The organism is Planomonospora corallina (assembly GCF_042650625.1).
Taxonomy (GTDB): domain Bacteria; phylum Actinomycetota; class Actinomycetes; order Streptosporangiales; family Streptosporangiaceae; genus Planomonospora_B; species Planomonospora_B corallina.
Map to the genome: position 1 here is coordinate 242,728 of NZ_JBHSBM010000005.1, position 25,202 is coordinate 267,929.

The following is a 25,202-nucleotide window of genomic DNA, read 5'->3' on the forward strand; positions in this document are numbered from 1 at the left end:
GCCCCCCCCCCGCCTCCGCCGCCTCCGACGGCCCGCCGTCCGGCGCCGTCCGGGCCAGCGCGCCGGCCAGCCAGTCGCGCAGCACCCGCCTGCGCAGGGACGGGCCGGTCGGCGGCGCGGGGAGCAGCCCGGCCCGGCCGGCCCAGAACGCCTCCTCCGCCCGCCGGGCCCGCTCCAGCTCCGCGAGCGCCGCGTGGAGCTCGCGCCTGTGCCCCCGGAGCCGGGCGCGCAGCCCCCTGCCGGACGGAGGCGCCAGCCAGATGGCACGTTTGAGGACGTCGACGGCCACCCGGCCGAGATGCTCGACCGGCTCGAGACCCCAGTCCCAGTCCCAGTCCCAGTCCGCGGCGGCCCGCCCGCGCCCGGATCCGCCCGGCAGCCCGGCGGGCACGAGGCGGACCACGTCCTGCCCGGTCAGGCCGGCGAGCGCCTCGGCGAACTCCTCCACCCGCCAGGCAACCCCTCCGCGCCAGGCCGTCCCCTCACGCCGGGCCTCCGCCTCCCCCCGCCGGGCCGTACGGCGCGTCACGGCGGCGTGGATCCGGGCGGCCTCGCGACGAGTCCGGACCCGCGCGCAGGCGGGCATCAACCGGGCGGCGAGCCCGGTGTCCAGCGCTCCCAGCAGGTCCGGCCGCCGCGCCCGCTCCGCGCGCACGCGCGCGTTGGCCTCCTGGATCCGCCGGAGCTCGTCGGCGACCGACTGCTCGAAGGGGAGCCGGACCAGTGTCTCCAGGACGGCCCGGAGCGACGGCGGATCGCCGGGGTCCGCGGCCCGCTCGGGGACGGCGGCGGCGGGGTCGGGGTTGACGTACATCAGCAGCCGCCGCACCTGGCGGTCGGCGGGCTGCCGGTAGACCGCCTCCAGCGCCGGTTCCACGGGCCGGTTCCGCAGGATGGCGCCGTCCAGCACGTGGCGGCTCGGAGCGAAGGAGGCGACGGCGGGCCGGCGCCCGCTCCCGCCCAGGTCGGGGTGGAGATCGTCCGGCCCTTCGGCGCCGACCGGGGCGAAGCCGGGTTCGAAGGCGACGGGGAACGAGGCCGTGCACCGGGCGGCGAGCGCCAGGCGGCGGGCGGCGTCGTGGGCGAAGTGGAACGGGTCCTCCTCCGGGGGCGTGCCGGCGTCCCGGGTGAAACGGAACACCGCCGCGGAGTCGGTCTCCGTGATGCCGTTGCCGAAGTCGTCGCAGAACGTCTCCTGCTCGCCCTCCATCAGGGTCGCTGTGATCATCAGGTCGAGCGGCCGGTCCGCGGGCGGGACGTACCGGTCCGGCCGCAGGGAGGCGGGGACCAGCCGATCGAACGCGCCGGCCAGCTCGGGCAGGAGGTGGCCGTCCCCGCGGAGCAGGGAGGGCGCGGGCGGGGCGAACGGGACGCGCAATAGCTCGGCCAGTGACCCGGTCCCGGCCCACAACCGGCCCAGCCGCCGCAGGTCGGCCCGGTACACCTGGGCGTAGGCCAGCGCGGCGCCGTTGACGCCCCCGGCCGAGCTGCCCGCGATCACGTCCACCCGGACGGTCGCTTCCACGGCCTCCAGCAGCTCCCGGTAGACCTCCGGCCGCCCGCCGGGATCCGCAGAGCCGCCCGGATCCGCGGGCCCGCCGGGGTCCGGGCCGCCGGGGTCCGCGGGGCCGCCGGGCGAGCTCGCGGCCAGCCGGTTGATCTCGGCCGTCACCCCGCCCATCCACACCGCGAGGCTGACGCCCCCGTTCAGCACGACGGCGAGCCGGATGTCCTCCCGGTCGTCGCCGGGAACGGCGGCGGGCGTGTCCCGTTCCTGCATCGCGCCCCCTGGGGATCGAGTCCGCCCTGCCGGGCGGCCGCTCCCAATGACAGCCGACCCGCGCGCGGCTCCCGTGGCGATCGCGGCGCCCCATCCGGAAAGCAGGCCCTTCCCGGGGGCGGATTTCACCACCTCTTTGCCCGCCCCTCCCGCGTGGGCGGACCCGGCACGGTCGCGGCCGGGCCGTTCAATAGACTCCGGACATGCCTTCCGCACTGATCACGGGCACGACCGCCGGCCTCGGCGCCGCGTTCGCCCGCCGCCTGGCCGCCGACGGGTTCTCCCTCGTCCTGGTGGCCCGCGACGAGAAGCGCCTCGCCGAGCGCGCCGAGGAACTGCGTCTGCGCTACGGCGTGGAGTCCGAGGTGCTCCCAGCCGACCTGGCCGACCCCGAGGGCCTGGCCGCCGTCGAACGCCGGCTCCACGAGGGCGTCGACCTGCTGGTCAACAACGCCGGGTTCGGCCTGGCCGGCTCCTTCCCCGACGTCCCGGTCTCCGACGAGGTCCGCATGCTCCGGGTGCACTGCGAGGCGGTGCTCCGGCTGACCCTGGCCGCGCTGCCGGGGATGCGGGAGCGCGGCCGGGGCGCGGTGGTCAACGTGGCCTCGGTGGCCGCGTTCTTCACCCGGGGCACCTACAGCGCCTCCAAGGCGTGGGTGGTCAACTTCAGCGAGTCCGCGGCGATGGAGACGGCCGGGAGCGGGGTGCGGGTGATGGCGCTCTGCCCGGGGTTCGTCCGCACCGAGTTCCACCAGCGCGCCTCGATGAACATGTCCAACATCCCCGGCTTCCTGTGGCTCTCGGCGGACGACGTCGTCGACGAGGCCATGCGCGACCTGGCCCGCGGCGTGCGGGTGAGCGTGCCCGACCTGCGCTACAAGGCGATCGTCGCGGTCGGGAGGCGCCTGCCGCTCAACCTGACCTCCCGCATCTCTCAGCGCATCGGCCGCAGGTAGCGGCTCCCGGGAACGGCGCGGCGGACCCGGGAACGGCGCGGCGGACCCGGGAACGGCGGGAGCGGCATCCGGCCGGCGGCGCCCCCGCGCCCGCCGTACCGGTCCCACGCCCGCCGTACCGGTCCCACGCCCGCCGTACCGGTCCCACGCCCGCCGTACCGTCCCACGCCCGCCGTACCGGTCCCACGCCCCTCGTGCGGGTCCCACGCCCGCCGTACGGCCGGCACGCGAAAGGGCCCGTGCCGCGGGAGGGGGTCGCGGCACGGGCCCGGTCGGTCTTACCGGGATGGTCAGACGCGCACGTTGGCGGGGTGGCCGATCGCCAGGCCGGAGGCCGGGTCGAAGAAGTGCAGGTTGTGGGTGTCCACGACCAGCTCGATGTTCTGGCCGGGGCGGACGTGGCTGCGGGCGTTCACGCGGGCGGTCCACAGCGACTTGTCGCCGACCAGCGGGAGGGTGGCGTCCTCGTCGTCACCGGCGTCGGCGGCGGCGACGGTGTCCTGGTGCTGGACCGGCGGGGCGTCGATCAGGAACAGCACGTTGATCTCGGAGCCCAGCTCCTCGGTGACCTCGGCGCGGACCGGCAGGCGGACCCAGCCGCCCGCGTGGCCGTTGGCGGCCACGGAGTCCTCGAAGTCGGAGGGGCGGATGCCCAGGATGATCTTCTTGCCGAGGTACTGGTCGAGGCCGGGCTTCTCGGTGAAGGTCATGTCCGGGACGGGCAGCTTGTAGCCGGCGAAGGCCACCGCGGCGCCGCCCTCGGTGCGGACCAGCTCGGCGTTGACGAAGTTCATGGACGGGGAGCCCATGAAGCCCGCGACGAAGAGGTTGACCGGGTTGTCGAAGAGGTTCTGCGGGGTGTCGACCTGCTGGAGCAGGCCGTCGCGCAGGACGCAGACCCGGTCGCCGAGGGTCATGGCCTCGACCTGGTCGTGGGTGACGTAGACGGTGGTCACCCCCAGGCGCTCGTGCATCGTGTTGAGCGAGGCGCGCATGGACACGCGGAGCTTGGCGTCCAGGTTGGACAGCGGCTCGTCCATGAGGAAGGCCTGCGGCTCGCGCACGATGGCGCGGCCCATGGCGACACGCTGGCGCTGACCACCGGAGAGGGCGGCCGGCTTGCGCTTGAGGTACTGCTCCAGGCCGAGCATCTTGGCGGCCTCGTTGACGCGCTTGGCGATCTCCGCCTTCGGCATCTTGCGGAGCTTCAGACCGAAGGCGAGGTTCTCCTCGACGGTCATGTGCGGGTAGAGCGCGTAGTTCTGGAAGACCATGGCGATGTCGCGGTCCTTCGGCGGAAGGTCGTTGACCACCCGGTCACCGATGATGATCTCGCCCCCGCTGATGTCCTCGAGGCCGGCGATCATGCGCAGCGCGGTGGACTTGCCGCACCCGGACGGGCCGACCAGCACCATGAACTCGCCGTCCTTGATCTCAAGGTTGAGGCCGTTCACGGCTTTCACGCCGCCTGCGTAGATCTTGTCGACCTGGTTGAGAACGATGGATGCCATGGATCGTCCTTAGCGCCTCGGGCCAACCCCGCGTTCGCCCGACAGTGGATACGTTTTCATGAATCTCACCTGAAACCAGGGTCCTATGTCAAGTAAAAGGACCATATCCGCCACCAATCAGGACTTCCGTTACCGCTCCGCGCTGTACCGCGAGCGGAAAGCATGATGGAATCGTTTCCATGAACGTGCGCAGGGCGACCATCAAGGATGTGGCGGAGGCGGCGGGCGTCGGGGTGGCCACGGTCTCGAGGGTCCTGTCCGGCGGCTCGGCCAGCCCGGAGACCAGGGAGCGGGTGCTGGCCGTCGCCACGCAGCTCGACTACCGGCCCAGCGCGCTCGGGCGCAACCTGCGCCAGCAGCGCGCGGGCGGGATCGGGCTGCTCCTGCCGGACATCACCGACAGCTTCTACGGCCGGCTGGCCGACGGCGTGCTCTCCTGCGCCCGCGCCGCCGGAGAGCCGGTGGTCCTGGGCACCACCGGTGACGACCCCGAGCGCGAGGCCGACCAGATCGGCATGCTGCTGGAGCAGGGCGTGGAACGGGTGGTCGCGGTGCCCACCGGGGACGCGGAGGTCTGGGCGCCGACGCTGCGGGCCGGGCTCACCACGGTGTTCGCCCACCGCTCCGCTCCCGGGCACGGCGGCGTGCCGACCGTGCTCGCCGACGACCGGGGCGGAGTGCGGACCGCGGTGGACTATCTGACCGGACTGGGCCACCGGCACATCGCCTATCTCGGCGGACCCGGCCAGGAGCAGCGCGTGTCGGCGTTCCTGGAGGCGCTGGGCGCGCTCGCGGACCCGGACCTCGTCGTCTCCGCCCGCGGCAGCCGCGACTCCGCCTACGCGGCGGCGGCCGGGCTCTTCCAGCGCCGCCCCGACCTGACCGCCGTGCTGGCCGGCGGCAACCTGCTGGGCGAGGTCGCCGTGCTCGCCGCCCGGGAGCTGGACCTGCGGGTGCCCAAGGACCTCTCACTGGTCATGTTCGACGACGTGCCCTGGGCCGAGCTGTGCGCTCCCCCGCTGACCGTGATCGCCCAGCCCGCCGAGGACATCGGCTACCGCGCGGCCGAGCTGGTGCTGCGCGCGGGCGGGCGGCGGCCGCGCGGCGTGCTGCTGCCCACCGAGCTGATCGTCAGGGGCAGCTGCGGACCCCGGCGCGCCCCCTGACCCGGCCCGCCCCCGGCTCGTCCGCGCCCCACCGGGCGGGCCCCGCACCCACAGGCGGCCGGACGGCGGGCCGACGGCGCCGGAGCCGGAGCCGGAGCCGGAGCCGGAGCCGCCGGGATCGTCAGATGGACTTCTCGATGGCGGTCAGCACCGCCTCGTCCTCGGGCTCGGTCTGCGGGCGGAAACGCGCCAGCACCTCCCCCTCACGGGAGACCAGGAACTTCTCGAAGTTCCACTGCACGTCGCCCGCCTTCCCCTCCGCGTCGGCGGCCTGCGTCAGCTCCGTGTAGAGCGGGTGGCGCTGCGCGCCGTTGACCTCGCTCTTGGCCAGCAGCGGGAAGTCCACCCCGTAGTTGGCCGCGCAGAACTCCTGGATCTCCTCGGCCGTGCCCGGCTCCTGGCCCAGGAACTGGTTGCAGGGCACGCCGACGACGGTGAACCCGCGCCCGCCGTAGGTCTGCTGGAGGCGGACCAATCCCGCGTACTGTGGGGTCAGGCCGCACCTGGAGGCCACGTTCACGACGAGGACGGACTTGTCGCCCGCCAGTTCGGCCAGCGTGGTGGGAGCGCCGCCGAGGGTCTGCACGGGGATGTCACGAATGCTCATGAAGTGCAGCCTAACGGGCCTGTCCCCGCGGAGGCACGGACGCCGGCACGGGGCCCGGCGCGAGGTTCGGCACAGGTCTCGGCGGGGGAACCGGCGGGGCGACGCGCCGGGGCGGACGCGCTGAGAGGGCCGCGCTCCCACGGAGGGAGGCGATCCAAACCCCATACCGGGGCGATCTTTACGCCACTTCGCCTCCTCGGTGTCCGTCCGCCGGTCAGCAGGACCTCCCCGAACCGCCCCGGGACAGAGAAGATCACGCAAACAGCCTTCCTGCCCGTGTCGCAGCGGCCGTCCGGCCTTCCCCCCGCGTATTAGAAACCGCCTAGAGAGACCGCCGCGGCGTCCTGCCGGAACCATGCCGGTGAGGAGCAGCGGGCATCCCTCGTGCGAACCACGGACGCGGGATCGACAAGCACACCGGGGGTGTCACGGCGCCCCCTCGTGCCTCCCGCACGCGGCCCTACGAAAGGACGGTTCTTGGACAGTCACCGCGCTTTACGCACCGCAGCCGTGACCGTGGTCGCCGCCTCCGCCGTGGTCGGTTCCACGGCCACCGGCACGAGCGAGGCGACCCCCACGACGGCCGTGGAGGACACGACCGTGGAGGGGACGGCGGAGAGGGTCCATCTGGCGACCTGGTCCACCGAGGCCAGGCCCAGGCCGAGGTCCCTGGCCAGGACCACGAAGGGCAGGAACAAGGCGATCGCGTTCCGCCTGCTCTCCCGCCGCGCGTGGTCCCACGACCAGTTCCGCTGCCTGGACAGCCTCTGGACGAAGGAGAGCAACTGGAACCACCGGGCGCGCAACCGCTACACGGGCGCCTACGGCATCCCCCAGGCACTGCCGGGCTCGAAGATGAGCGACAGCGGCAGGGACTGGCGGTCGAGCCCGGTCACGCAGATCCGCTGGGGTCTGCGGTACATCAAGCAGCGCTACGGCTCGCCGTGCGGTGCCTGGGGTCATTTCCGGTCGACGAACTGGTACTGACCCCGAGTCCGGAAGTGTCCAGGGGAAGGGCACACTTCCGGTGGACGCCCGGGGCGGCCGGTCCCGGGCGTCGCCCCCGCCGCCCGCCGCCCCGTCCCGGCGGCGCCGTCACCACGCCGCAGCACCACACCGTCACCACGCCCACACCGCAGCACCACACCGTCACCACACCGTCACCACACCGTCACCACACCGTCACCACACCGGAGCCCGCCGCGGCGCCGTCCTATCGCCCGCGCGGCCCGCGCGCCGAGGCGATGGCCCCGATGAGCAGCTCCAGCCCGAACTCGAACTCGGCGTCGTGGTCGCACACGCCCAGCTCGGGGAGGAGGGAGCTGGTCTCGGGGAAAAGCACGGGGTCCACCTTCCCGGCGTCCACCTGCAGGTGGTGGACCGGGGCGAAGGTCGGGGTGACGCCGACCTCGCGCAGCAGCGAGCCCACGATGTAGGCGATGAACATGCGCAGGATGCGCACCGCCTCCGCGCCGTCGAACCCGGCGCTGCGGAGCGTGGCGAGCGCCCGCTCCACCGGGAGCAGCCCGGCGGTCGACTTGAGCTGGCGGCTGACCACCACCATCGTGCAGCGGGGGTAGTGGTGGGCGATCTGCCGGAACGCCCGCGCCTGCATGCGGACGCGGTCGGCCCAGTCGGCGCCGGGGTCGTCGGTGAACTCGATCTCCGACAGCACGGTCTCGGCCACCGCGTCGAGGAGGGCGGCCTTGCTGGGCACGTGGTTGTAGAGCGACATGACGCCCACCCCCAGGTCCGCCGCGATCCTGCGCATGGAGACCGCGTCGGCGCCCTCGCGCTCGATCAGGTCGATGGCGGCGGCGACGATGCGGGGACGGGACAGCGGCTCGGCGGACATGGTCCCATTCTCCTTCAGGCCATTGACGGACGTACACCGTACGTGCGACGCTCCGAGCATATACGTACGGTGTACGTCCCCTTGGAGGCCGCATGTCGACGCACGATCTCTACACGATCCCGGCCGAGCTCTCCACGTGGGACGTGGAGGCCACCGGCGCCGCCCGCTTCACCTGGGAGTACGACGACGGCCGAGACCGCATGCTGGCCCTCTACCAGAAGGGCAAGGACAAGCAGTGGGACTCGGCCAAGCGCATCGACTGGGACCTCGAGGTGGACCCGCACAACGTGCTCGGCCTGCCCGACACCACCATCGCCATCCACGGCACCCGGCTCTGGGAGCGGATGGGCGACCGGCAGCGCAAGGAGGTCCGCCGGCACACCGCGGCCTGGCAGTTCTCCCAGTTCCTCCACGGTGAGCAGGGCGCGATGATCTGCTCGGCCCGGATCGTCGAGTCGGTCCCCGACCTGGACTCCAAGTTCTACGCGGCCACGCAGACCATGGACGAGGCCCGGCACGCCGAGACCTACGCCCGCTTCCTGCAGGAGAAGGTCGGCCTCGTCTACCCCATCAACGAGCACCTCAAGGCGCTGCTGGACAGCACGCTGAGCGACTCCCGCTGGGACATGCCCTACCTCGGCATGCAGGTGCTCATCGAGGGCCTGGCCCTGGCCGCCTTCGGCGTGCTGCGCGACGTCACGACCATGCCGCTGCCCAAGCAGATCCTCGCCTACGTGATGCAGGACGAGGCCCGGCACGTCGCTTTCGGCCGCATGGCGCTGCGCGACTACTACCGCGGTCTCGGCGAGAGCGAGCTGCGCGAGCGCGAGGACTTCGTCATCGAGGGCTGCTACCTGATGCGCGACCGCCTGCGCGGCAGGGAGACCTGGGAGAACCTCGGCCTGAGCAGGGCGGAGGTCGCCGAGGCCATGGAGGCCGTCGAGCACTCCGAGTACCTGCGCCTCTTCCGCTCCCTGCTGTTCAGCCGCATCGTCCCCTGCGTCAAGGACATCGGGCTGTGGAGCCCCCGCCTGCAGCAGGCGTACGCCGACATGGGCGTGCTGGAGATGGCCGGGCAGAGCCTGGACGCGCTGATGCGGCAGGACGAGGAGATCGCCGACAAGATCGACGCCGAGCGCTTCGCCGCCGAGGAGGCCGAGCGCCACGCCGAGGTCGCCGACACCATCGCCCTCGGCGCCGCCGACTCCTGACCCCGCCTCGGCGGACGGCCTCCGGGACCGGGTCGCGCCCGCGCTCCCGGGCGTGGGCTCCGGACCGGAGGGAACGGACCTGCGCGCCCTCCCTCCGGCGGGGACCGCCAGGGCCGCGGCGGGGTGCACGGCACCGCGACACCGCGGCCCCGGCGGACGGGAACGACGGAGCCCGCCCGGCCTACTGGCCGCTCTGGTCGTCGACCGGCGCCCCGGCGTTGGCCTTGACCGCCTCGATGCCCTTCAGCGCCCGACTTGGTGGCGTACGACTCACTGGTCGCGATGATCTCACCGTTCCCCGCCACCAGGTTGAAGCGGAACCCGGCCGAGGTCTTCTTCAGAACGTACCGCGCAGCCATCCCATGACCTTTCTTCCAGACGATCCACCGGATGAATGCACTGCCTTTTCCCGGGACGACGCGCTCTATACGCCCCCGGCCGCGACATGACAGCCGAAGACCCGGGCGGTCCCCCTCCTTGACATGCAAGTGGCGGCTTGCCCATAGTGGTGTCCATGGACGCCGACCCCGATCTGTTCAAGGCCATCGGCGACGCGACACGGCGCATCATCCTGGACGAGCTGACCGACAAGGACGGCCAGACGCTGTTCGAGATCTGCGGCCGACTGACCATGAAGCACGGCCTGGCCTCCTCCCGCCAGGCCATCTCGCAGCACCTCGCAGTGCTCGAGCAGGCCGGCCTGGTGCACACCCGGCGGCAGGGCCGGTACAAGTTCCACCACATCGACACGGGCCCGCTGCGCTCGATCGTCGAGCGGTGGCCCATCTACCGAGAGGGAACGGACCCGTGATCCGCATCAACATCACCAGCGTGCTCGTCGACGACCAGGCCAAGGCGCTGGCCTTTTACACCGAGAAGCTGGGGTTCGTCAAGAAGACCGACGTGCCCGCCGGTGGAGCCCGATGGCTCACCGTGGTCTCCCCCGCCGATCCGGACGGCGTCGAGCTGCTCCTGGAGCCGGACGGCCACCCGGCGGCGGGTCCGTTCAAGGAGGCCCTGGTCACCGACGGCATCCCGTTCACCCAGTTCGCCGTCGACGACGTGTACGCCGAGGTCGAGCGGCTCAAAGGGCTGGGCGTCGAGTTCACCCAGGACGCGACCGACCTCGGCCCGGTGGTCACCGCCGTCTTCGACGACACCTGCGGCAACCTGATCCAGATCGCCACCATGAAGTAGTCGCCCGCCCCCGCCGGCGGGCATCGGGGCCGGCCGGTTCGCCGTCGGTCGGATCCGGTGGGTCGCCGGTCGCGGCCGGCGCGGACGGCGCGGACGGCGCGGACGGCGCGGCCCGCGCAGACGCCACCGGACGGCGGGGAGGTCATGAGGCGGCGGGCCCATAAGATGCCGGAATGATCATCAGACGTCTGGCCATGCCCCTTCTGACCGTTGCACTCGTCACGATCTCCTCCGGCTGCGGAACCACCACGCACCCCGTGGCGGGCGACGGCCCCCTCCCCTCCCCGGTCGAGGAGGTCCAGGGGCGCTGGTGGACCTGGGCGTCGTCCGAGCCGGAGAAGACCAACCCGGTGGCGGATCCGACCGGGCGGTTCTGCGACCGGAACCAGCCGGACGACGTCTGGTTCCTGGCCGGGACCTTCGGCGGCACGGTCACGCGGACGTGCGCCGTCCCCGCGGGCCGCCCCATCGTCGTCCCGCTGGTGAACCTGGTGGGCGACCGGGTGTCCTGCGCGTCGTTCATGGCCTCGGCCGAGGGTTCGGCGGTCCTCGACGGGAACGCGGTCACGCCCGAGCGCCTCGAGAGCGACGGCGTCTCCGTGACCGGGGTCGAGGGGAACCCCCTGACCGGGACCTCCGGGAGCCAGGACTACCACGCCTGCGGCCTGTGGGTACGGCTGCCGCCGCTGGCGCCCGGCGAGCACACGCTGGTCCTCCGGGGTGCCTCGGAGGACTTCACGACAGGCGTCGACTACACGCTCGCCGTGACCGCCGCACCGCGGGCGTGACCGGCCCGCGGCGCGGCGGGCACGGGCCGGCGAGCACAGGCCGGCGGGCACGGGGAATCCAGCCGTACGGCCTTGCCGGAGGGCCGGGCCGGGCGTACCGTCCGGCCATGGGTGTCATCCACCGGCCCCGCACGGCCTGGGACAGTGCGCGCGTGTTCGTCGCCGCGGCGGAGTGCGACGTCTACTGGTGGCTCACCGACGAGGTCGGGCGCCGCCTCGGAGCCGCGTACCAGGAGAGCCTGGCCCGGACGCGCCTGCGCCTCCAGCGGAGGGCGGACGCGGTGTCCGCCGAGGCGGGCACCTGGCGGGCACGGCTGGAGGAGCTGCTCCAGGAACGCCCGGACCTCATCCCGGTCCTGCTCCGGCTGACCGAGGAGACCGCCGCCCGCCTGCCCCGCTGAGCGTCCCCGTCCCGGCAGCCTTCCGCGGATCCGGGGGTGTCATCCCGGGTACCCGGGCCCCAGGAAGGCGCGTAGTTCGGCCGCGAGCCGTTCCGGGACCTCCTCGGCCATGTGGTGCCCGCTCTCGATCGGACCGCCCCGCACGTCGACGGCCCAGTCGCGCCAGACCGCGAGCACGTCACCGTAGAGCTCCTCCATGTCGTCGCGGGTCGCCCAGAGCACGAGGAGAGGACAGCGGATCCGGCGTCCCGCCGCGCGGTCGGCGTCGTCGGCGGCCCGGTCGACGCCGAGCCCCGCCCGGTAGTCCTCGCACATCGCGTGCACGGTCTCCGGGTCGTGGAGCGCCCGGCGGAGATCCTCGTAGGCCTCCTCCCCCATCGCCTCGGGATCGACGCGGTACCAGGCGTCGGGGTCGGCGCTGATCACGCGCTCGGCGGACTTGTCCGTCTGGCCGAGGAAGAACCAGTGCCACCACCTCCTCGCGAACGTCACGTCGCAGCGCGCGAGCGCCTCGCCGATCGGCACGGCGTCGAGCACCACCGCGCGGGTCACGGCCTGCGGATGGTCCGACGCCAGGCGCTGGGCCACGTAGGCGCCCCGGTCGTGGCCGACGACCGCGAAGCGCTCGTGCCCGAGGGCGCGCATCAGCGCCACGCAGTCGCGGGCCATGGCCCGCTTGGAGTAGGGCTCGTGGCCGGGCGTGCTCGGCGGTTTGCCCGAGCGGCCGTAGCCGCGCAGGTCGGGGCAGACGACGGTGAAGCCGCCGGCGAGCAGCGGGGCGACGCGGTGCCAGGTGGCGTGAGTGCGGGGATGACCGTGCAGGAGCAGCACCGGCGGCCCGGATCCGCCGTGCCGTACCCGCAGTTCCACTCCTTCCGCGTCGACGCGCTCGTCGGCGAAGTCCTCGAACATTCCGTCTGTGCTTCCCGGGATCCGGCCGTTCAGTACGGCGGGCGTCCGCCCGTGTCGAAGGGCCTGCGTGCGGAGCTACCGGGACAGGACGAAGACGAGGGCGCCCGTGACGGCGGCGAGGGTGCCGAGCCAGGCGAGGAGCGCGTCGGTGCGCTCGTCCAGGGGGCGGCCCGCGTGCAGGGCCTCCTGGACGCGGCGGTAGCGCACGTCCGTGCGGGCCAGCAGGACGGCCCCGCCCAGGGCCGCCAGCACGAACAGGGCGGCGACGGCCGGGCCGGCCCCGGCGCGCAGGGCCATCCCGCCCAGCCCCAGGCCACCGGCGGCCAGCACGGTGGCGGTGCGGACCCAGGCCAGCCGGGTCCGCTCGCTCTGCAGGCCCTCGTCCCAGAGCTCGGTCGCCGCCCGCCCCGCCGCGCCCGGCTCCCGTGCCGCCCGCCCTGCCGCGCCCGGTCTCCCGGCGCTCCGGCGCTCCGGCCGTCCGCCCCCGCCGGCCCCTCGGTTCGGGCCGGGGTTCGGGCCGGATCCGGCGGAACGCCTCCGGGGAGCCGTCATCGGGCCGTCAGGATGAGCACGAGCGCCAGCACGGCCACGGCCGCCACGCCGTACCCGAACAGGGCGGCGAGGGCGGGCGGCGGGAGGGGCGTGCCGGTGCGCAGGGCCCGCTGGACCTTGCGCCAGCGCGGATAGGCCAGCGCGGCGGCCAGCGCGGACAGGGAGACCAGGACGACGGCGAGCAGGGTGCGCATCCAGGGCACGAACACGTCGGGTGAGACGGCCGCCATGGCGACGCCGCCCGCCGTCAGCGCGAGCGAGGTGCTGAGCCAGGTCAGGAAGGTGCGTTCGTTCGCCAGCGTGAACCGGGGATCCGGCTCCTTCTCGGGGGCGTCCATGGAAGCGACGCTAGTTCAGCGACATTTCCCCTTGAGAAACCGGGATTGCGGGACGCCCCCGGGCTCCGGGGGCGGAGACGGCGTCAGCCGCAGGCGTTGGTGAGCTGCTCGACCCACTTCACCCCGTCGGCGGCGACCTTCTGCGCCGCGTCGACGGCGTCGTTGGCGTTCTGCACGTTGAAGCCCTCCAGGGTGCCCGCCACGCCGTCGGCGGCCTCCTTCAGGGAGGTGTTGGCGGCCTTGTCCGCCAGGTCGCCGAGCTTGGCGGCCCCGTCGTTCAGCGCCTGCTCCATCGCGGCGGGGTCCTGGATCGTGCTCGCGACCTTCGACATGGTCTCGGTGACGACACCGGCGGCCTCGATGCACTGCTGGGCCTTGTCGATGCCGTCGCTCACCTCCTGGAGCTCGGAGCAGCCGGTGGTGAGGATGGCCGCGGCCAGGGCGGCGGCGAGGGGAAGGGTCCGTCGCGGAAGAGGTCGCATGCCCCGACTCTACCCAACGCTCCGGCTGCGTGGCCGGTACCGTACTGGGGACGGGTAGGGATGCGGGGAACGCGGCGGAGCGGGATCCGGCCCCGCCCACGGGGACCGGCGGAGCGGGATCCGGCCCCGCCCACGGGGACCGGCGGAGCGGGATCCGGCCCCGCCCACGGGGACCGGCGTCCCCGGACGTGCCCCGTGAGGACCGGTGTCCCGGACGCCGGCGGAGGGAGGACCATGACGACCTGCCTGCATCTCGGTGAGGCCCAGGACCCGCCGGCGCGCACGCCCGAAGGCTGCGAGGAGTGCCTGGCGGAGGGCCGCGGCTGGGTGCACCTGCGCCGCTGCCTGGCCTGCGGGCACATCGGCTGCTGCGACTCCTCGCCGGGCAGGCACGCCACCGCCCACTACGAGCGGGAGGGCCACCCGGTCATCTCCTCGTTCCAGCCGGGCGAGACCTGGCGCTGGTGCTACGTGGACCGGATCCTCGGCTGAGGCCGGGACCTCGGTCCCCGTCCGCCCGGCCCGTCGTGCCTCCCGCCCGCCCGGCTCGCCGCACCGCCCCCGGCCCGGCCGTGTCCCCGCCCGCGCGGACGGTCAGGCGCGCCCCAGGGTGGCCTCCTCGAAGTCGATCTCGATCATGGCCCGGCGGAGCACCTCGTCGTCGATGCGCCGCTCGTCGCGGAACCGGACGAGCACTTCGCGCTCGGCGGCCAGCATCTCCCTGCGGAGCCGGCGGTAGACCGTGGCGGGCGTCTCCTCGCCTCCGGGGCCGGTGCCCCCGCCGAGCCGCTCCCAGGCGGTGAGGGCCCGGCGCTCGGTCCGCAGCCGCAACTGCTCCACGACCTCCCGGTGCACGTCGGGGACCCCCTCTTCCAGCAACTCCTCCAGCCGGGCGAGCGCGGCCGAGGCCGCCGCCTGCTGCGCCGCCGCCTCCGCCAGGTCGTCGGCGAAGGCCTCCTGCTCGTTGGAGACCCTCAGCCACCGGATCAGCGCGGGGAACGACAGCCCCTGGACCAGGAGCGTGCCGATCACCACCGTGAAGGTGAGGAAGAGCAGCGTCGGCCGCTCGGGGAAGTCCTCCGGGATGGCGAAGGCCGCGGCCAGGGAGACCACACCGCGCATCCCCGCCCAGGAGATGACGGCGGCGTTCCGCCAGGAGGGAGGTCCGGCCTCGCGGCCGCGGACGCTCCGGGAGAGGAGACGCGGCAAGTAGAGGGAGGGCACCACCCAGACGGCCCGGGCCAGGACCGCGGCGGCGAAGACGGCCAGCGCCATGCCGACCGGCTCCAGCGGGTGCGACCAGTCGATCGCGTCGACGATCGGCCACATCTGCAGTCCGATCAGCGCGAAGACGATCGACTCCAGGAAGAAGTCCATGATCTTCCAGACGGTGCCGGACATCAGCCGGGTGCCGAAGCCGCTGCGCGGCAGGCGGTGGCCGACGTAGAGGCCGACGACCACCACGGAGACCACTCCGGAGGCGTGCGCGAGCTCGGCGGCGAGGTAGGCCCCGAACGGGGTCAGCAGCAGGACGGTGTTCTCGACCAGCGCGTCCCGCAGCGCCCGCAACGCCTTCGACAGCAGCCACGCGAGCACCAGGCCGACCACCGCGCCGCCCGCGGCCGCGTAGGCGAACCGGCCCAGCGCGCCCAGCCAGGTGATCCCCTCTCCCATCACCGCGGCGACCGCGACCCGGTAGGCGGTGAGCGCGGTGGCGTCGTTGAACAGGCTCTCCCCCACCAGGATGGTGATCACTCTGCGGGGCAGCCCCAGCCTGCGGGCCACCGCCACCGCGGCGACCGCGTCGGGCGGCGCCACGACCGCGCCCAGCACGAAGGCCGCTGCCATCGGCAGATCCGGCAGGAGCAGGTGGGTCACCCAGCCGATCACCAGCGTGCTGAACAGCACCAGCCCGACCGAGAGCAGCAGGACGGGCCTGCGGACGGACTTGAGTCCCAGGTAGGAGCTGTCGATCGCGGCGGAGTACAGCAGCGGCGGCAGGAGCACCAGCAGGACGATCTCGGGATCCAGCGCGTACCCCGGCACGAACGGGGAGAGCGCCAGCCCGGCCAGGACGAGGATCAGCGGCGCCGGCCACCCCCGGCGCCTGGACACGGCGGCCACCGTGACCGCCACCGCCGGAACGACCAGCAGGTGCAGCGCCGTCGACTGGTCCATCCGCTCCGCCTGTCAGGAGAGCCCGGGGAGGCGGCCCCGGCCGCCGGTCCCGAGGGTCACCCGGAGGTCACCACTCGCGGCGTTCGCCCCGCTCGTCGTAGCCCTGCTCGGGGCGGAGCCGCTCCCCGGTGGAGTGGGGCTGGTCCTGGACGTAGGGGCGGGACATGCGCTGCTCGGGATGCTGCTGCCCGCGGAGGTTGAGCGGGTCGTGGGGGTCCACGCCCTGCTGGTCGTAGGCGGGCGGCATGCCGTACGGGTCGGCCGCGTGGCCGGGCGCCGGGGCCTGCCGGTCGCCGAACGCGTAGGGGTCGGGCTGGGCCGGGGGCGGGTAGCCGTAGGGGTCGCGGTCGACCGGCGGGATGCCGTAGGGATCGGTGGACTGCGCCTGGGCGGGGAAGCCGTCGGAGTGCGGCGGACCGAACCGGTCGCCCTGCTGGGTCTGCGCGTAGGGGTCGGCCTGCGCGTAGGCGTCAGGCTGCGCGTAAGGGTCGGGCTGCCCGTAGGCGTCGGGCTGCCGGTGCGCCGCCGGCGCGAACGGGTCCGCGCCCGGCGGACCCGCCGGAGTGAACAGGTCGGACTGCCCGGCCTGCCTGCCCTCGTAGGGGTCGGGCTGCGACGCGGCGGGTGTGAAGAGGTCGGCCTGCTGGGTCTGCGCGTAGGGGTCGGCCTGCGCGTAGGCGTCAGGCTGCGCGTAAGGGTCGGGCTGCCCGTAGGCGTCGGGCTGCCGGTGCGCCGCCGGCGCGAACGGGTCCGCGCCCGGCGGACCCGCCGGAGTGAACAGGTCGGACTGCCCCGCCTGCCTGCCGCCGTAGGGCTCCTCGGGCACCTGGTACGGCTGCTCGCCCGGCTGCGGCCAGGACGCGGGCCCCGCGGAGGGCAGGGAATCCCCGACGATCATGTTCTCGGGCGGGACCACGTCGGCCGGGCCGTACCCCGGAGAGCGGCCCGGCGCGGCGTCCGCCGGAGGCACGCTGCCCCGCGCCACGAGGACGTCGTTGGGGCCGAGCGCGGCGGCCGGGCGCGGCTCCTCCACCGGCGCGGAGACCTGGGTGGCCGCCGGGTCGGTGTAGTGCTGCGGCTGGGCGGGCTGGGCGTAGTCCTCGGGCCGGGGCCGGGCGTACTGCCCGGTGCCCGGGAGCGACGCGGGGTCCGGGTACTCGGCGTGCCCCGCGGGAGCGGGAGCGGGAGCGGGCGCGGCGCCGCCGCCCTCCTCGTCCACCTCGTCCGGGTAGCGTCCGCCGGCCTCGACGAAGCCCTCGTCGAGGGTGTCCACCAGGCGGGCGACGTCGTCCAGGGGCATGCGGAAACTCGCGGTGCACATCTCACCGCGCCACAGGCTCAGCACCAGCGTGCCGTCGTGCCAGGTGACCCGGAGCACCCGCTCCTGGCCACGCTCGTCAAAGAACACTTCGCCGAACGACGGCAGCGGGACAACTTCCGACATGGAAGACATCGTGCTTTAACCAGCCTTTATTCGTCCACTCGACCTCAGGAAACCCTACCGAACCCGTCTTCCCATCCCCATCCTCAACCCCGCGGACACCCGCGGAAGGACCGTGTGTGCTCTCTCACGTGCGCAGCGGGTGGTCCCGCCAGTTTGCCATGGGACGCGAACCCGGCGTCCCCGAATCCGGGGACGAGTTCGCGCCGTGACTCTCCGGAGCGGAGCACGGCTGTCGGACCGAGCGGGTACGGTTGGCTGTCGTGCCGACCGACTCCCTCACCCCCGCCGAGACCCCTTCCGAGGCTCCGTCCGAGCACCGGGCCGAGTCCCCGGCCCCCTCGGCTCACCCGTCGTCCCAGGCGGTCCAGGCGGCCTCCGAGCGCTCCTCCCGGGCCCGCGCCGGCACCCGTTCCCGGGGCCGCTCCGGCTCCGGCGGCGGAGACCTCCCCCCGGTCGAGGAGCTGCTCGCCCTGGCGGTCAAGGCCGTCGGCGGGGTCGAGCGCCCCGGCCAGCTCGCGATGGCCCGCGCCGTCCAGCACGCGATCGACTCCGGCGACCACCTGGCCGTCCAGGCCGGCACCGGGACCGGCAAGTCCCTGGCCTACCTGATCCCCTCGATCCGGCACGCGATGACCTCCGAGGGCGCGGTCGTCGTCTCCACCGCGACGATCGCCCTGCAGCGCCAGCTCGTGGACCGCGACCTGCCCCGCCTGGCCGAGGCGCTCGCCCCGCTGCTGCCCGCCGAGCCCACGTTCGCGATCCTCAAGGGCCGCCGCAACTACCTGTGCCGTTACAAGGCCAGCGCGGGCTGGCCCGACGACGAGCAGGACCAGCTCTTCGACCCCGGGGAGGTGAGCCTGACCGGGCGGATGGTCCAGCGCATCCAGGAGTGGGCGGACGAGACCGAGACCGGCGACCGCGACGAGCTGGTCCCCGGCGTCAACGAGCAGGCCTGGCGGCAGTTCTCGGTGAGCTCCCGGGAGTGCCTGGGCGCGCAGCGCTGCCCCAGCGGCACGGAGTGCTTCGCCGAGCTGGCCCGCGCCCGCGCCGCCGAGTCGAACGTCGTGGTGACCAACCACGCGCTGCTGGCCATCGACGCCATGGAGGACATCCCGCTCCTGCCCGAGCACGACGTCGTCGTGGTCGACGAGGCCCACGAGCTGGTCGACCGGGTCACCTCCGTGGTCACCGGCGAGCTGTCGGAGAACACCGTCTCACTGGCCGTGCGCCGGGTCGGGCGCCTGGTCGAGCAGGGCATCGCCGACCGGCTCCTGCAGGCGGGCGAGGACCTGAAGGCCCTGCTCGCGGTCGCGCCGCCCGGACGGCTCGACGAGCTGCCCCAGGTGCTCGGGCTGACGCTCGCCCTGATCCGCGACGCGGCGGCGGCCTGCGTCACCGCGCTGGGCCCGCGCAACGGGGGCGACAAGGACGACCCGGAGGGAGCCGGGCTGCGCAAGGCGGCCTTCACCGCGCTGGACGAGATCCACGACACCGCCCAGCGCATGCTGGACGCCTTCGGCCACGCCGAGGAGGTCGACCGGGCCGAGGTGGTCTGGCTGGACGGGGCCACCGACCGCCGTCCCCCGACCCTGCGGATCGCCCCGCTGACCGTCGCCGGGATGCTCCGCGACAAGCTGTTCGGCGACCGCACGGTGGTGCTGACCTCCGCGACCCTCGCCCTGGGCGGAGCCTTCGACGGCCTGGCCCGCCAGTGGGGGCTGAGCGCCGCCGACGGCGACCGGTCCGGCTGGTCCGGCCTGGACGTCGGCTCCCCCTTCGACCACCCCCGCAGCGGCATCCTCTACGTCGCCAGGCACCTGCCCCAGCCGGGCCGCGACGGCCTGCCCGAGGCCTACCTGGAGGAGATCACCGAGCTGATCGAGGCGGCCGGGGGCCGGACCCTCGGCCTGTTCTCCTCGATGCGCGCGGCCAAGGCCGCCACCGAGGCCCTGCGCGAACGGCTGAGCGTTCCGCTGCTCTGCCAGGGCGACGACTCCACGATGCAGCTGGTCAAGCGCTTCGCCGAGGACGAGCCGACCTGCCTGTTCGGCACGCTCTCGCTCTGGCAGGGCGTGGACGTGCCGGGCCCGTCGCTCCGGCTGGTCATCATCGACCGCATCCCCTTCCCCCGCCCGGACGACCCTTTGAGCTCCGCCCGCCAGCGCCACGTCGCCGCCAGGGGCGGCAACGGCTTCATGGCGGTCGCCGCCACGCACGCCGCCCTGCTGCTCGCCCAGGGCGCGGGCCGGCTGCTGCGCAGCCAGCACGACAAGGGCGTGGTCGCGGTCCTCGATCCCCGGCTGGCCACGGCCCGGTACGCGGGGTTCCTGCGCGCCTCGCTGCCGCCCTTCTGGCCGACCAACGACCCTGACAAGGTGCGCAGTGCGCTCAGGCGCCTCAGCGGGTCGTGAGGCGCCTGCGCGCCGCCGCCCGGGGCCCCTCCGGATCAGGACCCCGGCGGAGGACGCCGCCGCGCCGTCAGGAGAAGGTCTTCAGCTCGGGGCGCTTGGGGTCGAGATCGTCACCGGAGGACCGGCCGCGCAGGCGGCGCATCACCCAGGGGCCGAGGTGCGTGCGAGCCCACTGGAGGTCCTCGCGGCGCTTGGCCCGCGGGTCGGCCTGGTCCCGGGGCGGCCACGTCACCCGCCACTCGTCGTCGCACGGGACCCCGAGCACCTCGCACACCTTGGCGGCCACCATCCGGTGCCCGGCCTCGTTCATGTGCAGGCGGTCGTCACTCCATGCCCGCCAGTCGCGCAGTCCCTGCATCGACCACTGGTCCACCAGGTGGCAGCCGTGCAGCTCGGCGATGGAGCGCACGTGCATGTAGAAGATCGCGAAGGTGCCGCGGGCGTGCCGCATGATCGGGGTGTCGCGCGGGTCCACGCCGGTGAACAGCAGCACCTGGGCCCCGGCCGCCCGCAGCTCCCGTACGGCTCCCGCGAGCTTCTTGGCCATGCGGTCCGGGTCGCTGCCGGGGCGGAGCAGGTCGTTGCCCCCGGCGCAGAGACTCACCAGGTCGGGCCGCATCGCCACGGCCAGCGGCACCTGGTCGGCGACGACCTGGTCGATGAGCTTGCCCCGCACGGCGAGGTTGGCGTAGCGGAACTCCTCGTCGAGCGCGGCCAGGCGCTCGGCCACCCGGTCGGCCCAGCCGCGGAAGCGCCCGCCCGGGACGGGGAGCCCGTCGGCGCCGACGGCGGGGTCGTTCAGGCCCTCGGTGAAGCTGTCGCCGAGCGCGACGAAGGAGCGGTAGCGGCTCACTGTCCCTCCTCGCCGAGCAGGTCGGCCAGGGCGCGCAGCGCCAGCGCGTAGGAGCCGAGGCCGAAGCCGGCGATGGTGCCGGTGGCGACCGCGGCGACCACCGAGGTGTGCCGGAACTCCTCGCGGGCGGCGGGGTTGGAGATGTGCACCTCGATCAGGGGCGCGGTGCGCTGGGCGATGGCGTCGCGCAGCGCGTAGGAGTAGTGGGTGAAGGCCGCGGGGTTCAGCACCACCGGGATCCTGCCGTCGGCCGCCTCGTGCAGCCAGCCCACCAGCTCGGCCTCGTCGTCGGTCTGCCTCACCTCCACCGACAGGCCCAGCTCCCGGCCGGTCTGCCGGCAGAGGGCGGCCAGGTCGGCGAAGGTCTCGGCGCCGTAGACGTCCGGCTCCCGGGTGCCGAGCCTGGACAGGTTGGGGCCGTTGAGAACGTGGACGGTCCTCATCTGGTCGTGTCGCTCCTCACTCACCGCGCCGGCGGACGTCCCGCCGCCGTGCCGGGCCCGTCTCCGGGCCCGTCCGTTCCTGATCCCGCCGCGTCCCGGTCCGCGTCCCGGTCACCTGGCGATCTCGCCGTAGGCGGCCTCCAGCAGGGCCTCCGGCGGATCCTCCAGTGTGGACACCTGCGCCACGCCGTCCAGGACGATGAAGCGCAGGGTGGCGCCCCGGCTCTTCTTGTCCAGGCGCATGTGGTCGCGGAGGGCGGGCCAGGCGTCCCTGCGGTAGGCCGTGGGCAGGCCGACCGAGGTCAGGATGGCGCGGGTCCGGTCCACCAGGTCGATGCCGATCCGCCCGTCCAGGCGGGACAGCTCCGCGGCGTAGACCATGCCGATGGCGACGGCCTCGCCGTGGCGCATCCGGTAGTCCTCGACCCGCTCGATGGCGTGCGCCAGCGTGTGCCCGTAGTTGAGGATCTCCCGCAGGCCGCTCTCGCGCAGGTCGGCGCCGACGACCCCGGCCTTGACACTGATCTTGCGCTCGATCAGCTCACGGGTGTGCCGTCCCTCCGGGTGGCGGGCGCCCTGCGGGTCCTCCTCGATGAGCCGCAGGATCTCCGGGTCGGCGATGAAGCCGCCCTTGATGATCTCCGCGAGCCCGCCGACGTAGTCGTCGCGGGGCACCGACATCAGCGTGGCCAGGTCGCACAGGACCCCGGCGGGCGGGTGGAAGGAACCGACGAGGTTCTTGCCCTCGGGGGTGTTGATGCCGGTCTTGCCGCCGACCGCGGCGTCCACCATGCCGAGCAGGGTGGTGGGGACCTGCACGACCTTGACGCCGCGCAGCCAGGTGGCGGCGGCGAACCCGGCCAGGTCGGTGGTGGCGCCGCCGCCGACGCCGACCACCGCGTCGGAGCGGGTCATGCCGTGGCGGCCGAAGGCCGACCAGAGCCCGGCGGCGACCTCCGCCGTCTTGGCCTGCTCGGCGTCGGGCACCGGGAGCCGGACGACCTCGTAACCGGCCGCCTCGATCGCGCCGCAGACCGGCCGGGCGATCTCCGGCAGGGTCTCCGGGTGCACGACCGCGACGGTGCGCACCCGGGGCCCGAGCAGGCCGGGCAGCTCACCCAGGACACCGGTGCCGACCACGACCTCGTAGGGCGACTCCCCGCCGACGTCGATCCTGGTGACGGTCACGGAACCTCCTTCGCCGGCCCGGTGACCGACGGCACTGCGCTCATGGTCCGCTCGCTCCGCCCGCTCACGCTCCCAGTCCCTTCATGATCTCGTCGGCGACCTGCTCGGCGTCGCGCTCGTCGGTCTTCACCGTCAGCACGGCCAGCGCCTCGTAGATGGGACGGCGGGCGTCCATGAGCTTCTTCAGCTGGCTGCGCGGGTTGAGCACCAGCAGCGGGCGGGCCGAGGCCAGGCCCACCCGGGAGACCGCCTGCGTCAGGCCGACCTCCAGGTAGACGACCGTGTGGCCGGCCAGCAGCCGCTGCGTCTCCTCGCTGAGGATCGCGCCGCCGCCCAGCGAGAGCACGCCGTCGTGCTCGGCGAGCGCCCGCCGTACGGCGCCGGCCTCCAGCTCGCGGAAGCGCGCCTCGCCGTCCTCGATGAAGATGTCGCTGACGGCCTTGCCCGCCACGGTCTCCACGTCGGCGTCGGTGTCGCGGAAGCCGACCCCGAGCCGCTCCGCCAGGAGCCTGCCCACGGTCGACTTGCCCGACCCGGGAGCACCGATCAGTACGGCGCGTGGTCTCATCACAGTCCCCGATCCGCTCATCTGCTCGATCGATCCGGTCGCCTACTTGATCACCAGTGAGGAGAGGTATCCCGACAGGTTGCGGGCGACCTCCTCGACGGAGTCACCGCCGAACTTCTCCACCGCGGCGTCGGCCAGGACGAGCGCGACCATCGCCTCGGCGACGATGGCGGCGGCCGGGACGGCGCAGACGTCGGAGCGCTCGTGGTGGGCCTTGGCCGGCTCGCCGGTCAGCACGTCGACGGTGGCCAGCGCCCGGGGGACGGTGGAGATCGGCTTCATCGCGGCGCTGACGCGCAGCGCCTCGCCGTTGGTCATGCCGCCCTCGACGCCGCCGGCGCGGTTGGTGATGCGGCGCACGCCCTCGGGGGTGTTCTCGATCTCGTCGTGGGCGCGGGAGCCGGGGCGGCGCGCGGTCTCGAAACCGTCACCGACGGCGACGCCCTTGATCGCCTGGATGCCCATCAGGGCGGCGGCGAGGCGGGCGTCGAGGCGGCGGTCCCAGTGGGTGTAGCTGCCCAGGCCTGGCGGGAGGCCGTAGGCGACGACCTCGACGACGCCGCCGAGGGTGTCGCCGTCCTTGTGGGCCCTGTCGATCTCGGCGACCATCGCGGCGCTGCCGGCCGGGTCGGCGCAGCGGACCGGGTCGGCGTCGACGGCGTCCATGTCGCCGGGGCCGGGGAGGACGCCGGCCGTCGCCTGGGCCGAGCCGATGGACAGCACGTGGCTGACGATGTCGACGCCGAGGGCCTGCTTGAGGAAGTTCTTGGCGACCTGGCCGAGGGCGACGCGGGCGGCGGTCTCGCGGGCGCTGGCCCGGTCGAGCACGGGGCGGGCGTCGTCGAAGCCGTACTTCTGCATGCCGGCGAGGTCGGCGTGGCCGGGGCGGGGGCGCGAGCGCGGCGCGTTGCGGGCCTGGCCCTCCAGCACCGCCGGGTCGACCGGGTCGGCCGCCATGACGGTCTCCCACTTGGGCCACTCGGTGTTGCCCACCCGGATGGCCACGGGGCTGCCGAGCGTGCGGCCGTGCCGCACGCCGCCGGCGATCGTGACGACGTCCTGCTCGAACTTCATCCGGGCGCCGCGGCCGTACCCCAGACGGCGCCTGGCCAGCGCCCTGTCGATGTCTGCCGTGGTCACCTCCACCCCGGCGGGCAGTCCTTCGAGGATCGCGACGAGTTCGGGGCCGTGGGACTCTCCGGCGGTCAACCAGCGCAACATGGGGACCAGTCTTCCATGTGTCGCCCACTGGAATGGCCGCAGCTCACCAGGTGAGACACCGGGCACATCACCGCACTTCCGGAAAACCGGCGGCTCGGAACGGGGCCCATCCGTGCTCTCACCGCTGCTCGCACCGCTGTCGAGCCGACCGGCGGTGAGGGAGGAGCCCTCCACGTCGGAACGCCGGTCCCCGGCGTCGGTCAGGACGCGTCGGCGACCCAGCGGCCGCTGGACCTCACCGTCACGGCGAAGATCTGGCGTTCGCCGTCCGCGAAGCCGACGATGCACCGGTAGACGCCGACGCCGACGCCGTCCCCGTCGACGTCCCTCTCCTTGCAACCGGCGTTCACGACCGTCACCGGCGCGCCCAGCCCGTCGGTGAACCCGCCCTCCTGGACGATGCCGTCCTCCAGCCGCTCCCCGGTCATGACAGGGCCGCTGACGGCGCCGGTCCCCGGAGCGGGCCGGGCCGTCACCCGGCCGGCTCGTTCCAGTCGTCCCGCGCCGCCTCCGCACGCGGGAGCCGGACGGCCGGGCCGTACCGTGCGACCCTCCCGCGTGCGGGTCCGTCGCGCTCCGGCAGGGCCGGGACACCCGTCACGATGGGCCGGTATCGGGTGATATCCGGTTGCCCCGCACCTGTGGGACGTCTGTAGGGTGCGCGCATGACAGCGTCGCTCCGGCTGGAGAAGCTCACCCCCGAGAACGTCCGCGCCGCCTGCGACATGCGGCTCCGACCCGGCCAGGAGCGGTTCGTGGCCCCGGTCGCGCAGTCGCTGGCCGAGGCCTACGTGCACCCCGACATCGCCTGGCCGCGGCTGATCGTCGACGGCGACGAGCTCGTGGGCTTCCTGATGCTCTTCCTCGACGTCCGGCTCCTCCCCACCGACCCGGAGGACCACCTGCGCTCCGGACTCTGGCGGCTGGCCATCGCCGCCGACCGGCAGGGCAGGGGCTACGGAGGCTTCGCGGTCCGGGCCGCCTGCGAGGAGCTCCGCGGGCGCGGCCAGAAGCGGATCACGGTGACCTGGAAGCCCGACGACGACGGTCCGGAGCCGTTCTACCTGAAGCTCGGTTTCCGGCGGACCGGGGAGATGAGCGACGACGAGGTCGTCGGCGAGATGGACCTGTGATCCTCAC

27 protein-coding genes and 1 pseudogene are annotated in these 25,202 nt (G+C 73.8%); 11 read left to right on the plus strand and 17 right to left on the minus strand.

What is annotated here, in order from left to right:
* Positions 1-1,780: patatin-like protein (locus tag ACFOWE_RS01715; protein ID WP_377284949.1), on the minus strand; the 1,780-nt coding region annotated here is incomplete at its 3' end.
* 203 nt (positions 1,781-1,983) lie between these two features.
* Here ACFOWE_RS01715 and ACFOWE_RS01720 point away from each other — a divergent pair.
* On the plus strand, positions 1,984-2,736 hold the full coding sequence (locus ACFOWE_RS01720; RefSeq protein ID WP_377284950.1) for an SDR family NAD(P)-dependent oxidoreductase: 753 nt from the start codon (positions 1,984-1,986) through the stop codon (positions 2,734-2,736).
* A gap of 290 nt (positions 2,737-3,026) precedes the next feature.
* Here ACFOWE_RS01720 and ACFOWE_RS01725 read toward each other — a convergent pair whose 3' ends face one another.
* Positions 3,027-4,247, minus strand: coding sequence for an ABC transporter ATP-binding protein (locus tag ACFOWE_RS01725; protein ID WP_377284951.1), 1,221 nt, complete (start codon positions 4,245-4,247; stop codon positions 3,027-3,029).
* 179 nt (positions 4,248-4,426) lie between these two features.
* Here ACFOWE_RS01725 and ACFOWE_RS01730 point away from each other — a divergent pair, with 179 nt between their 5' ends.
* Positions 4,427-5,413, plus strand: coding sequence for a LacI family DNA-binding transcriptional regulator (locus ACFOWE_RS01730; RefSeq protein ID WP_377284952.1), 987 nt, complete (start codon positions 4,427-4,429; stop codon positions 5,411-5,413).
* A gap of 121 nt (positions 5,414-5,534) precedes the next feature.
* On the opposite strand, the gene ACFOWE_RS01735 is transcribed toward ACFOWE_RS01730, so the two are convergent.
* Positions 5,535-6,020: a glutathione peroxidase gene (locus ACFOWE_RS01735; RefSeq protein WP_377284953.1), complete on the minus strand. Its 486-nt coding sequence runs from the start codon at positions 6,018-6,020 to the stop codon at positions 5,535-5,537.
* A gap of 510 nt (positions 6,021-6,530) precedes the next feature.
* On the opposite strand from ACFOWE_RS01735, the gene ACFOWE_RS01740 reads away from it, so the two are divergent.
* Positions 6,531-7,007: an aggregation-promoting factor C-terminal-like domain-containing protein gene (locus ACFOWE_RS01740; RefSeq protein WP_377284954.1), complete on the plus strand. Its 477-nt coding sequence runs from the start codon at positions 6,531-6,533 to the stop codon at positions 7,005-7,007.
* A gap of 226 nt (positions 7,008-7,233) precedes the next feature.
* On the opposite strand, the gene ACFOWE_RS01745 is transcribed toward ACFOWE_RS01740, so the two are convergent.
* On the minus strand, positions 7,234-7,875 hold the full coding sequence (locus ACFOWE_RS01745) for a TetR/AcrR family transcriptional regulator (protein WP_377284955.1): 642 nt from the start codon (positions 7,873-7,875) through the stop codon (positions 7,234-7,236).
* A gap of 92 nt (positions 7,876-7,967) precedes the next feature.
* Between ACFOWE_RS01745 and ACFOWE_RS01750 the strand changes: the two genes are divergently transcribed.
* Positions 7,968-9,086: a ferritin-like domain-containing protein gene (locus ACFOWE_RS01750; protein WP_377284956.1), complete on the plus strand. Its 1,119-nt coding sequence runs from the start codon at positions 7,968-7,970 to the stop codon at positions 9,084-9,086.
* 278 nt (positions 9,087-9,364) lie between these two features.
* Here the strand turns inward: ACFOWE_RS01750 and ACFOWE_RS01755 are convergent.
* Positions 9,365-9,445: pseudogene (locus ACFOWE_RS01755) on the minus strand (DUF1508 domain-containing protein); the annotation flags it as partial.
* Positions 9,446-9,600: 155 nt separating this feature from the next.
* Between ACFOWE_RS01755 and ACFOWE_RS01760 the strand changes: the two are divergent.
* The 4 genes from ACFOWE_RS01760 to ACFOWE_RS01775 all read left to right on the plus strand — a co-directional run bounded on the left by ACFOWE_RS01760 (position 9,601) and on the right by ACFOWE_RS01775 (position 11,472).
* Positions 9,601-9,897: an ArsR/SmtB family transcription factor gene (locus ACFOWE_RS01760; protein ID WP_377284957.1), complete on the plus strand. Its 297-nt coding sequence runs from the start codon at positions 9,601-9,603 to the stop codon at positions 9,895-9,897.
* Positions 9,897-10,283 (plus strand): VOC family protein, encoded by a 387-nt coding sequence (locus ACFOWE_RS01765; protein WP_377284992.1) that lies wholly within the window; start codon positions 9,897-9,899, stop codon positions 10,281-10,283. The genes ACFOWE_RS01760 and ACFOWE_RS01765 overlap by 1 nt, the downstream gene beginning before the upstream one ends.
* Positions 10,284-10,456: 173 nt before the next feature.
* Positions 10,457-11,071: a signal protein gene (locus ACFOWE_RS01770; protein WP_377284958.1), complete on the plus strand. Its 615-nt coding sequence runs from the start codon at positions 10,457-10,459 to the stop codon at positions 11,069-11,071.
* A gap of 107 nt (positions 11,072-11,178) precedes the next feature.
* A complete protein-coding gene (locus ACFOWE_RS01775) occupies positions 11,179-11,472 on the plus strand; it encodes a hypothetical protein (RefSeq protein WP_377284959.1) in 294 nt (97 codons plus the stop codon).
* Between the two features lie 39 nt (positions 11,473-11,511).
* Here the strand turns inward: ACFOWE_RS01775 and ACFOWE_RS01780 are convergent, their stop codons facing one another.
* The 4 genes from ACFOWE_RS01780 to ACFOWE_RS01795 all read right to left on the minus strand — a co-directional run bounded on the left by ACFOWE_RS01780 (position 11,512) and on the right by ACFOWE_RS01795 (position 13,756).
* Positions 11,512-12,384, minus strand: a complete 873-nt coding sequence (locus ACFOWE_RS01780) for an alpha/beta fold hydrolase (protein WP_377284960.1) — start codon at positions 12,382-12,384, stop codon at positions 11,512-11,514.
* Positions 12,385-12,459: 75 nt separating this feature from the next.
* Positions 12,460-12,936, minus strand: a complete 477-nt coding sequence (locus ACFOWE_RS01785) for a DUF202 domain-containing protein (RefSeq protein WP_377284961.1) — start codon at positions 12,934-12,936, stop codon at positions 12,460-12,462.
* Positions 12,933-13,274, minus strand: a complete 342-nt coding sequence (locus ACFOWE_RS01790; protein WP_377284962.1) for a YidH family protein — start codon at positions 13,272-13,274, stop codon at positions 12,933-12,935. The genes ACFOWE_RS01785 and ACFOWE_RS01790 overlap by 4 nt, the downstream gene beginning before the upstream one ends.
* Before the next feature lie 83 nt (positions 13,275-13,357).
* A complete protein-coding gene (locus ACFOWE_RS01795) occupies positions 13,358-13,756 on the minus strand; it encodes a hypothetical protein (RefSeq protein WP_377284963.1) in 399 nt (132 codons plus the stop codon).
* Between the two features lie 234 nt (positions 13,757-13,990).
* Between ACFOWE_RS01795 and ACFOWE_RS01800 the strand changes: the two genes are divergently transcribed.
* Positions 13,991-14,248, plus strand: a complete 258-nt coding sequence (locus tag ACFOWE_RS01800; RefSeq protein ID WP_377284964.1) for a ubiquitin carboxyl-terminal hydrolase 14 — start codon at positions 13,991-13,993, stop codon at positions 14,246-14,248.
* 102 nt (positions 14,249-14,350) lie between these two features.
* Here ACFOWE_RS01800 and ACFOWE_RS01805 read toward each other — a convergent pair whose 3' ends face one another.
* Positions 14,351-15,934 carry a Na+/H+ antiporter gene (locus ACFOWE_RS01805; RefSeq protein WP_377284965.1) on the minus strand — a complete coding sequence of 528 codons (1,584 nt, stop codon included), beginning with the start codon at positions 15,932-15,934 and terminating at the stop codon, positions 14,351-14,353.
* A gap of 67 nt (positions 15,935-16,001) precedes the next feature.
* Entirely contained in the window at positions 16,002-17,378 is a 1,377-nt protein-coding gene (locus ACFOWE_RS01810) for a hypothetical protein (RefSeq protein WP_377284966.1), read from the minus strand.
* A gap of 461 nt (positions 17,379-17,839) precedes the next feature.
* Between ACFOWE_RS01810 and ACFOWE_RS01815 the strand changes: the two genes are divergently transcribed.
* A complete protein-coding gene (locus ACFOWE_RS01815) occupies positions 17,840-19,789 on the plus strand; it encodes an ATP-dependent DNA helicase (RefSeq protein ID WP_377284993.1) in 1,950 nt (649 codons plus the stop codon).
* Between the two features lie 67 nt (positions 19,790-19,856).
* Here the strand turns inward: ACFOWE_RS01815 and ACFOWE_RS01820 are convergent, their stop codons facing one another.
* From ACFOWE_RS01820 to ACFOWE_RS01845, 6 genes are all read right to left on the minus strand, one after another.
* On the minus strand, positions 19,857-20,642 hold the full coding sequence (locus ACFOWE_RS01820) for an SGNH/GDSL hydrolase family protein (RefSeq protein WP_377284967.1): 786 nt from the start codon (positions 20,640-20,642) through the stop codon (positions 19,857-19,859).
* Positions 20,639-21,085, minus strand: coding sequence for a type II 3-dehydroquinate dehydratase (aroQ, locus tag ACFOWE_RS01825; RefSeq protein WP_377284968.1), 447 nt, complete (start codon positions 21,083-21,085; stop codon positions 20,639-20,641). The genes ACFOWE_RS01820 and aroQ overlap by 4 nt, the downstream gene beginning before the upstream one ends.
* Before the next feature lie 111 nt (positions 21,086-21,196).
* Complete coding sequence (gene aroB / locus ACFOWE_RS01830; protein ID WP_377284969.1) at positions 21,197-22,273, minus strand: 3-dehydroquinate synthase; 1,077 nt, start codon at positions 22,271-22,273, stop codon at positions 21,197-21,199.
* A 64-nt stretch (positions 22,274-22,337) separates the two neighbouring features.
* Positions 22,338-22,841: a shikimate kinase gene (locus tag ACFOWE_RS01835; RefSeq protein ID WP_377284994.1), complete on the minus strand. Its 504-nt coding sequence runs from the start codon at positions 22,839-22,841 to the stop codon at positions 22,338-22,340.
* 42 nt (positions 22,842-22,883) lie between these two features.
* Positions 22,884-24,062 carry a chorismate synthase gene (gene aroC, locus ACFOWE_RS01840; protein ID WP_377284970.1) on the minus strand — a complete coding sequence of 393 codons (1,179 nt, stop codon included), beginning with the start codon at positions 24,060-24,062 and terminating at the stop codon, positions 22,884-22,886.
* Between the two features lie 200 nt (positions 24,063-24,262).
* Positions 24,263-24,490 carry a hypothetical protein gene (locus tag ACFOWE_RS01845; protein WP_377284971.1) on the minus strand — a complete coding sequence of 76 codons (228 nt, stop codon included), beginning with the start codon at positions 24,488-24,490 and terminating at the stop codon, positions 24,263-24,265.
* A 237-nt stretch (positions 24,491-24,727) separates the two neighbouring features.
* On the opposite strand from ACFOWE_RS01845, the gene ACFOWE_RS01850 reads away from it, so the two are divergent.
* Positions 24,728-25,195: a GNAT family N-acetyltransferase gene (locus tag ACFOWE_RS01850; protein WP_377284972.1), complete on the plus strand. Its 468-nt coding sequence runs from the start codon at positions 24,728-24,730 to the stop codon at positions 25,193-25,195.
* Positions 25,196-25,202: the final 7 nt, after the last annotated feature.

Bases quoted from the DNA above. Each gene is read 5' to 3' on its own strand.
- ACFOWE_RS01780 (WP_377284960.1), bottom strand. From the start codon at position 12,384: ATGTTCGAGGACTTCGCCGACGAGCGCGTCGACGCGGAAGGAGTGGAA.
- ACFOWE_RS01725 (WP_377284951.1), bottom strand. From the start codon at position 4,247: ATGGCATCCATCGTTCTCAACCAGGTCGACAAGATCTACGCAGGCGGC.
- ACFOWE_RS01805 (WP_377284965.1), bottom strand. From the start codon at position 15,934: ATGGACCAGTCGACGGCGCTGCACCTGCTGGTCGTTCCGGCGGTGGCG.
- aroC (WP_377284970.1), bottom strand. From the start codon at position 24,062: ATGTTGCGCTGGTTGACCGCCGGAGAGTCCCACGGCCCCGAACTCGTC.
- ACFOWE_RS01735 (WP_377284953.1), bottom strand. From the start codon at position 6,020: ATGAGCATTCGTGACATCCCCGTGCAGACCCTCGGCGGCGCTCCCACC.
- ACFOWE_RS01760 (WP_377284957.1), top strand. From the start codon at position 9,601: ATGGACGCCGACCCCGATCTGTTCAAGGCCATCGGCGACGCGACACGG.
- ACFOWE_RS01850 (WP_377284972.1), top strand. From the start codon at position 24,728: ATGACAGCGTCGCTCCGGCTGGAGAAGCTCACCCCCGAGAACGTCCGC.
- ACFOWE_RS01835 (WP_377284994.1), bottom strand. From the start codon at position 22,841: ATGAGACCACGCGCCGTACTGATCGGTGCTCCCGGGTCGGGCAAGTCG.
- ACFOWE_RS01745 (WP_377284955.1), bottom strand. From the start codon at position 7,875: ATGTCCGCCGAGCCGCTGTCCCGTCCCCGCATCGTCGCCGCCGCCATC.
- ACFOWE_RS01775 (WP_377284959.1), top strand. From the start codon at position 11,179: ATGGGTGTCATCCACCGGCCCCGCACGGCCTGGGACAGTGCGCGCGTG.
- aroQ (WP_377284968.1), bottom strand. From the start codon at position 21,085: ATGAGGACCGTCCACGTTCTCAACGGCCCCAACCTGTCCAGGCTCGGC.
- ACFOWE_RS01770 (WP_377284958.1), top strand. From the start codon at position 10,457: ATGATCATCAGACGTCTGGCCATGCCCCTTCTGACCGTTGCACTCGTC.
- ACFOWE_RS01720 (WP_377284950.1), top strand. From the start codon at position 1,984: ATGCCTTCCGCACTGATCACGGGCACGACCGCCGGCCTCGGCGCCGCG.
- ACFOWE_RS01810 (WP_377284966.1), bottom strand. From the start codon at position 17,378: ATGTCGGAAGTTGTCCCGCTGCCGTCGTTCGGCGAAGTGTTCTTTGAC.
- ACFOWE_RS01795 (WP_377284963.1), bottom strand. From the start codon at position 13,756: ATGCGACCTCTTCCGCGACGGACCCTTCCCCTCGCCGCCGCCCTGGCC.
- ACFOWE_RS01730 (WP_377284952.1), top strand. From the start codon at position 4,427: ATGAACGTGCGCAGGGCGACCATCAAGGATGTGGCGGAGGCGGCGGGC.
- ACFOWE_RS01750 (WP_377284956.1), top strand. From the start codon at position 7,968: ATGTCGACGCACGATCTCTACACGATCCCGGCCGAGCTCTCCACGTGG.
- ACFOWE_RS01845 (WP_377284971.1), bottom strand. From the start codon at position 24,490: ATGACCGGGGAGCGGCTGGAGGACGGCATCGTCCAGGAGGGCGGGTTC.
- ACFOWE_RS01790 (WP_377284962.1), bottom strand. From the start codon at position 13,274: ATGGACGCCCCCGAGAAGGAGCCGGATCCCCGGTTCACGCTGGCGAAC.
- ACFOWE_RS01800 (WP_377284964.1), top strand. From the start codon at position 13,991: ATGACGACCTGCCTGCATCTCGGTGAGGCCCAGGACCCGCCGGCGCGC.
- ACFOWE_RS01785 (WP_377284961.1), bottom strand. From the start codon at position 12,936: ATGACGGCTCCCCGGAGGCGTTCCGCCGGATCCGGCCCGAACCCCGGC.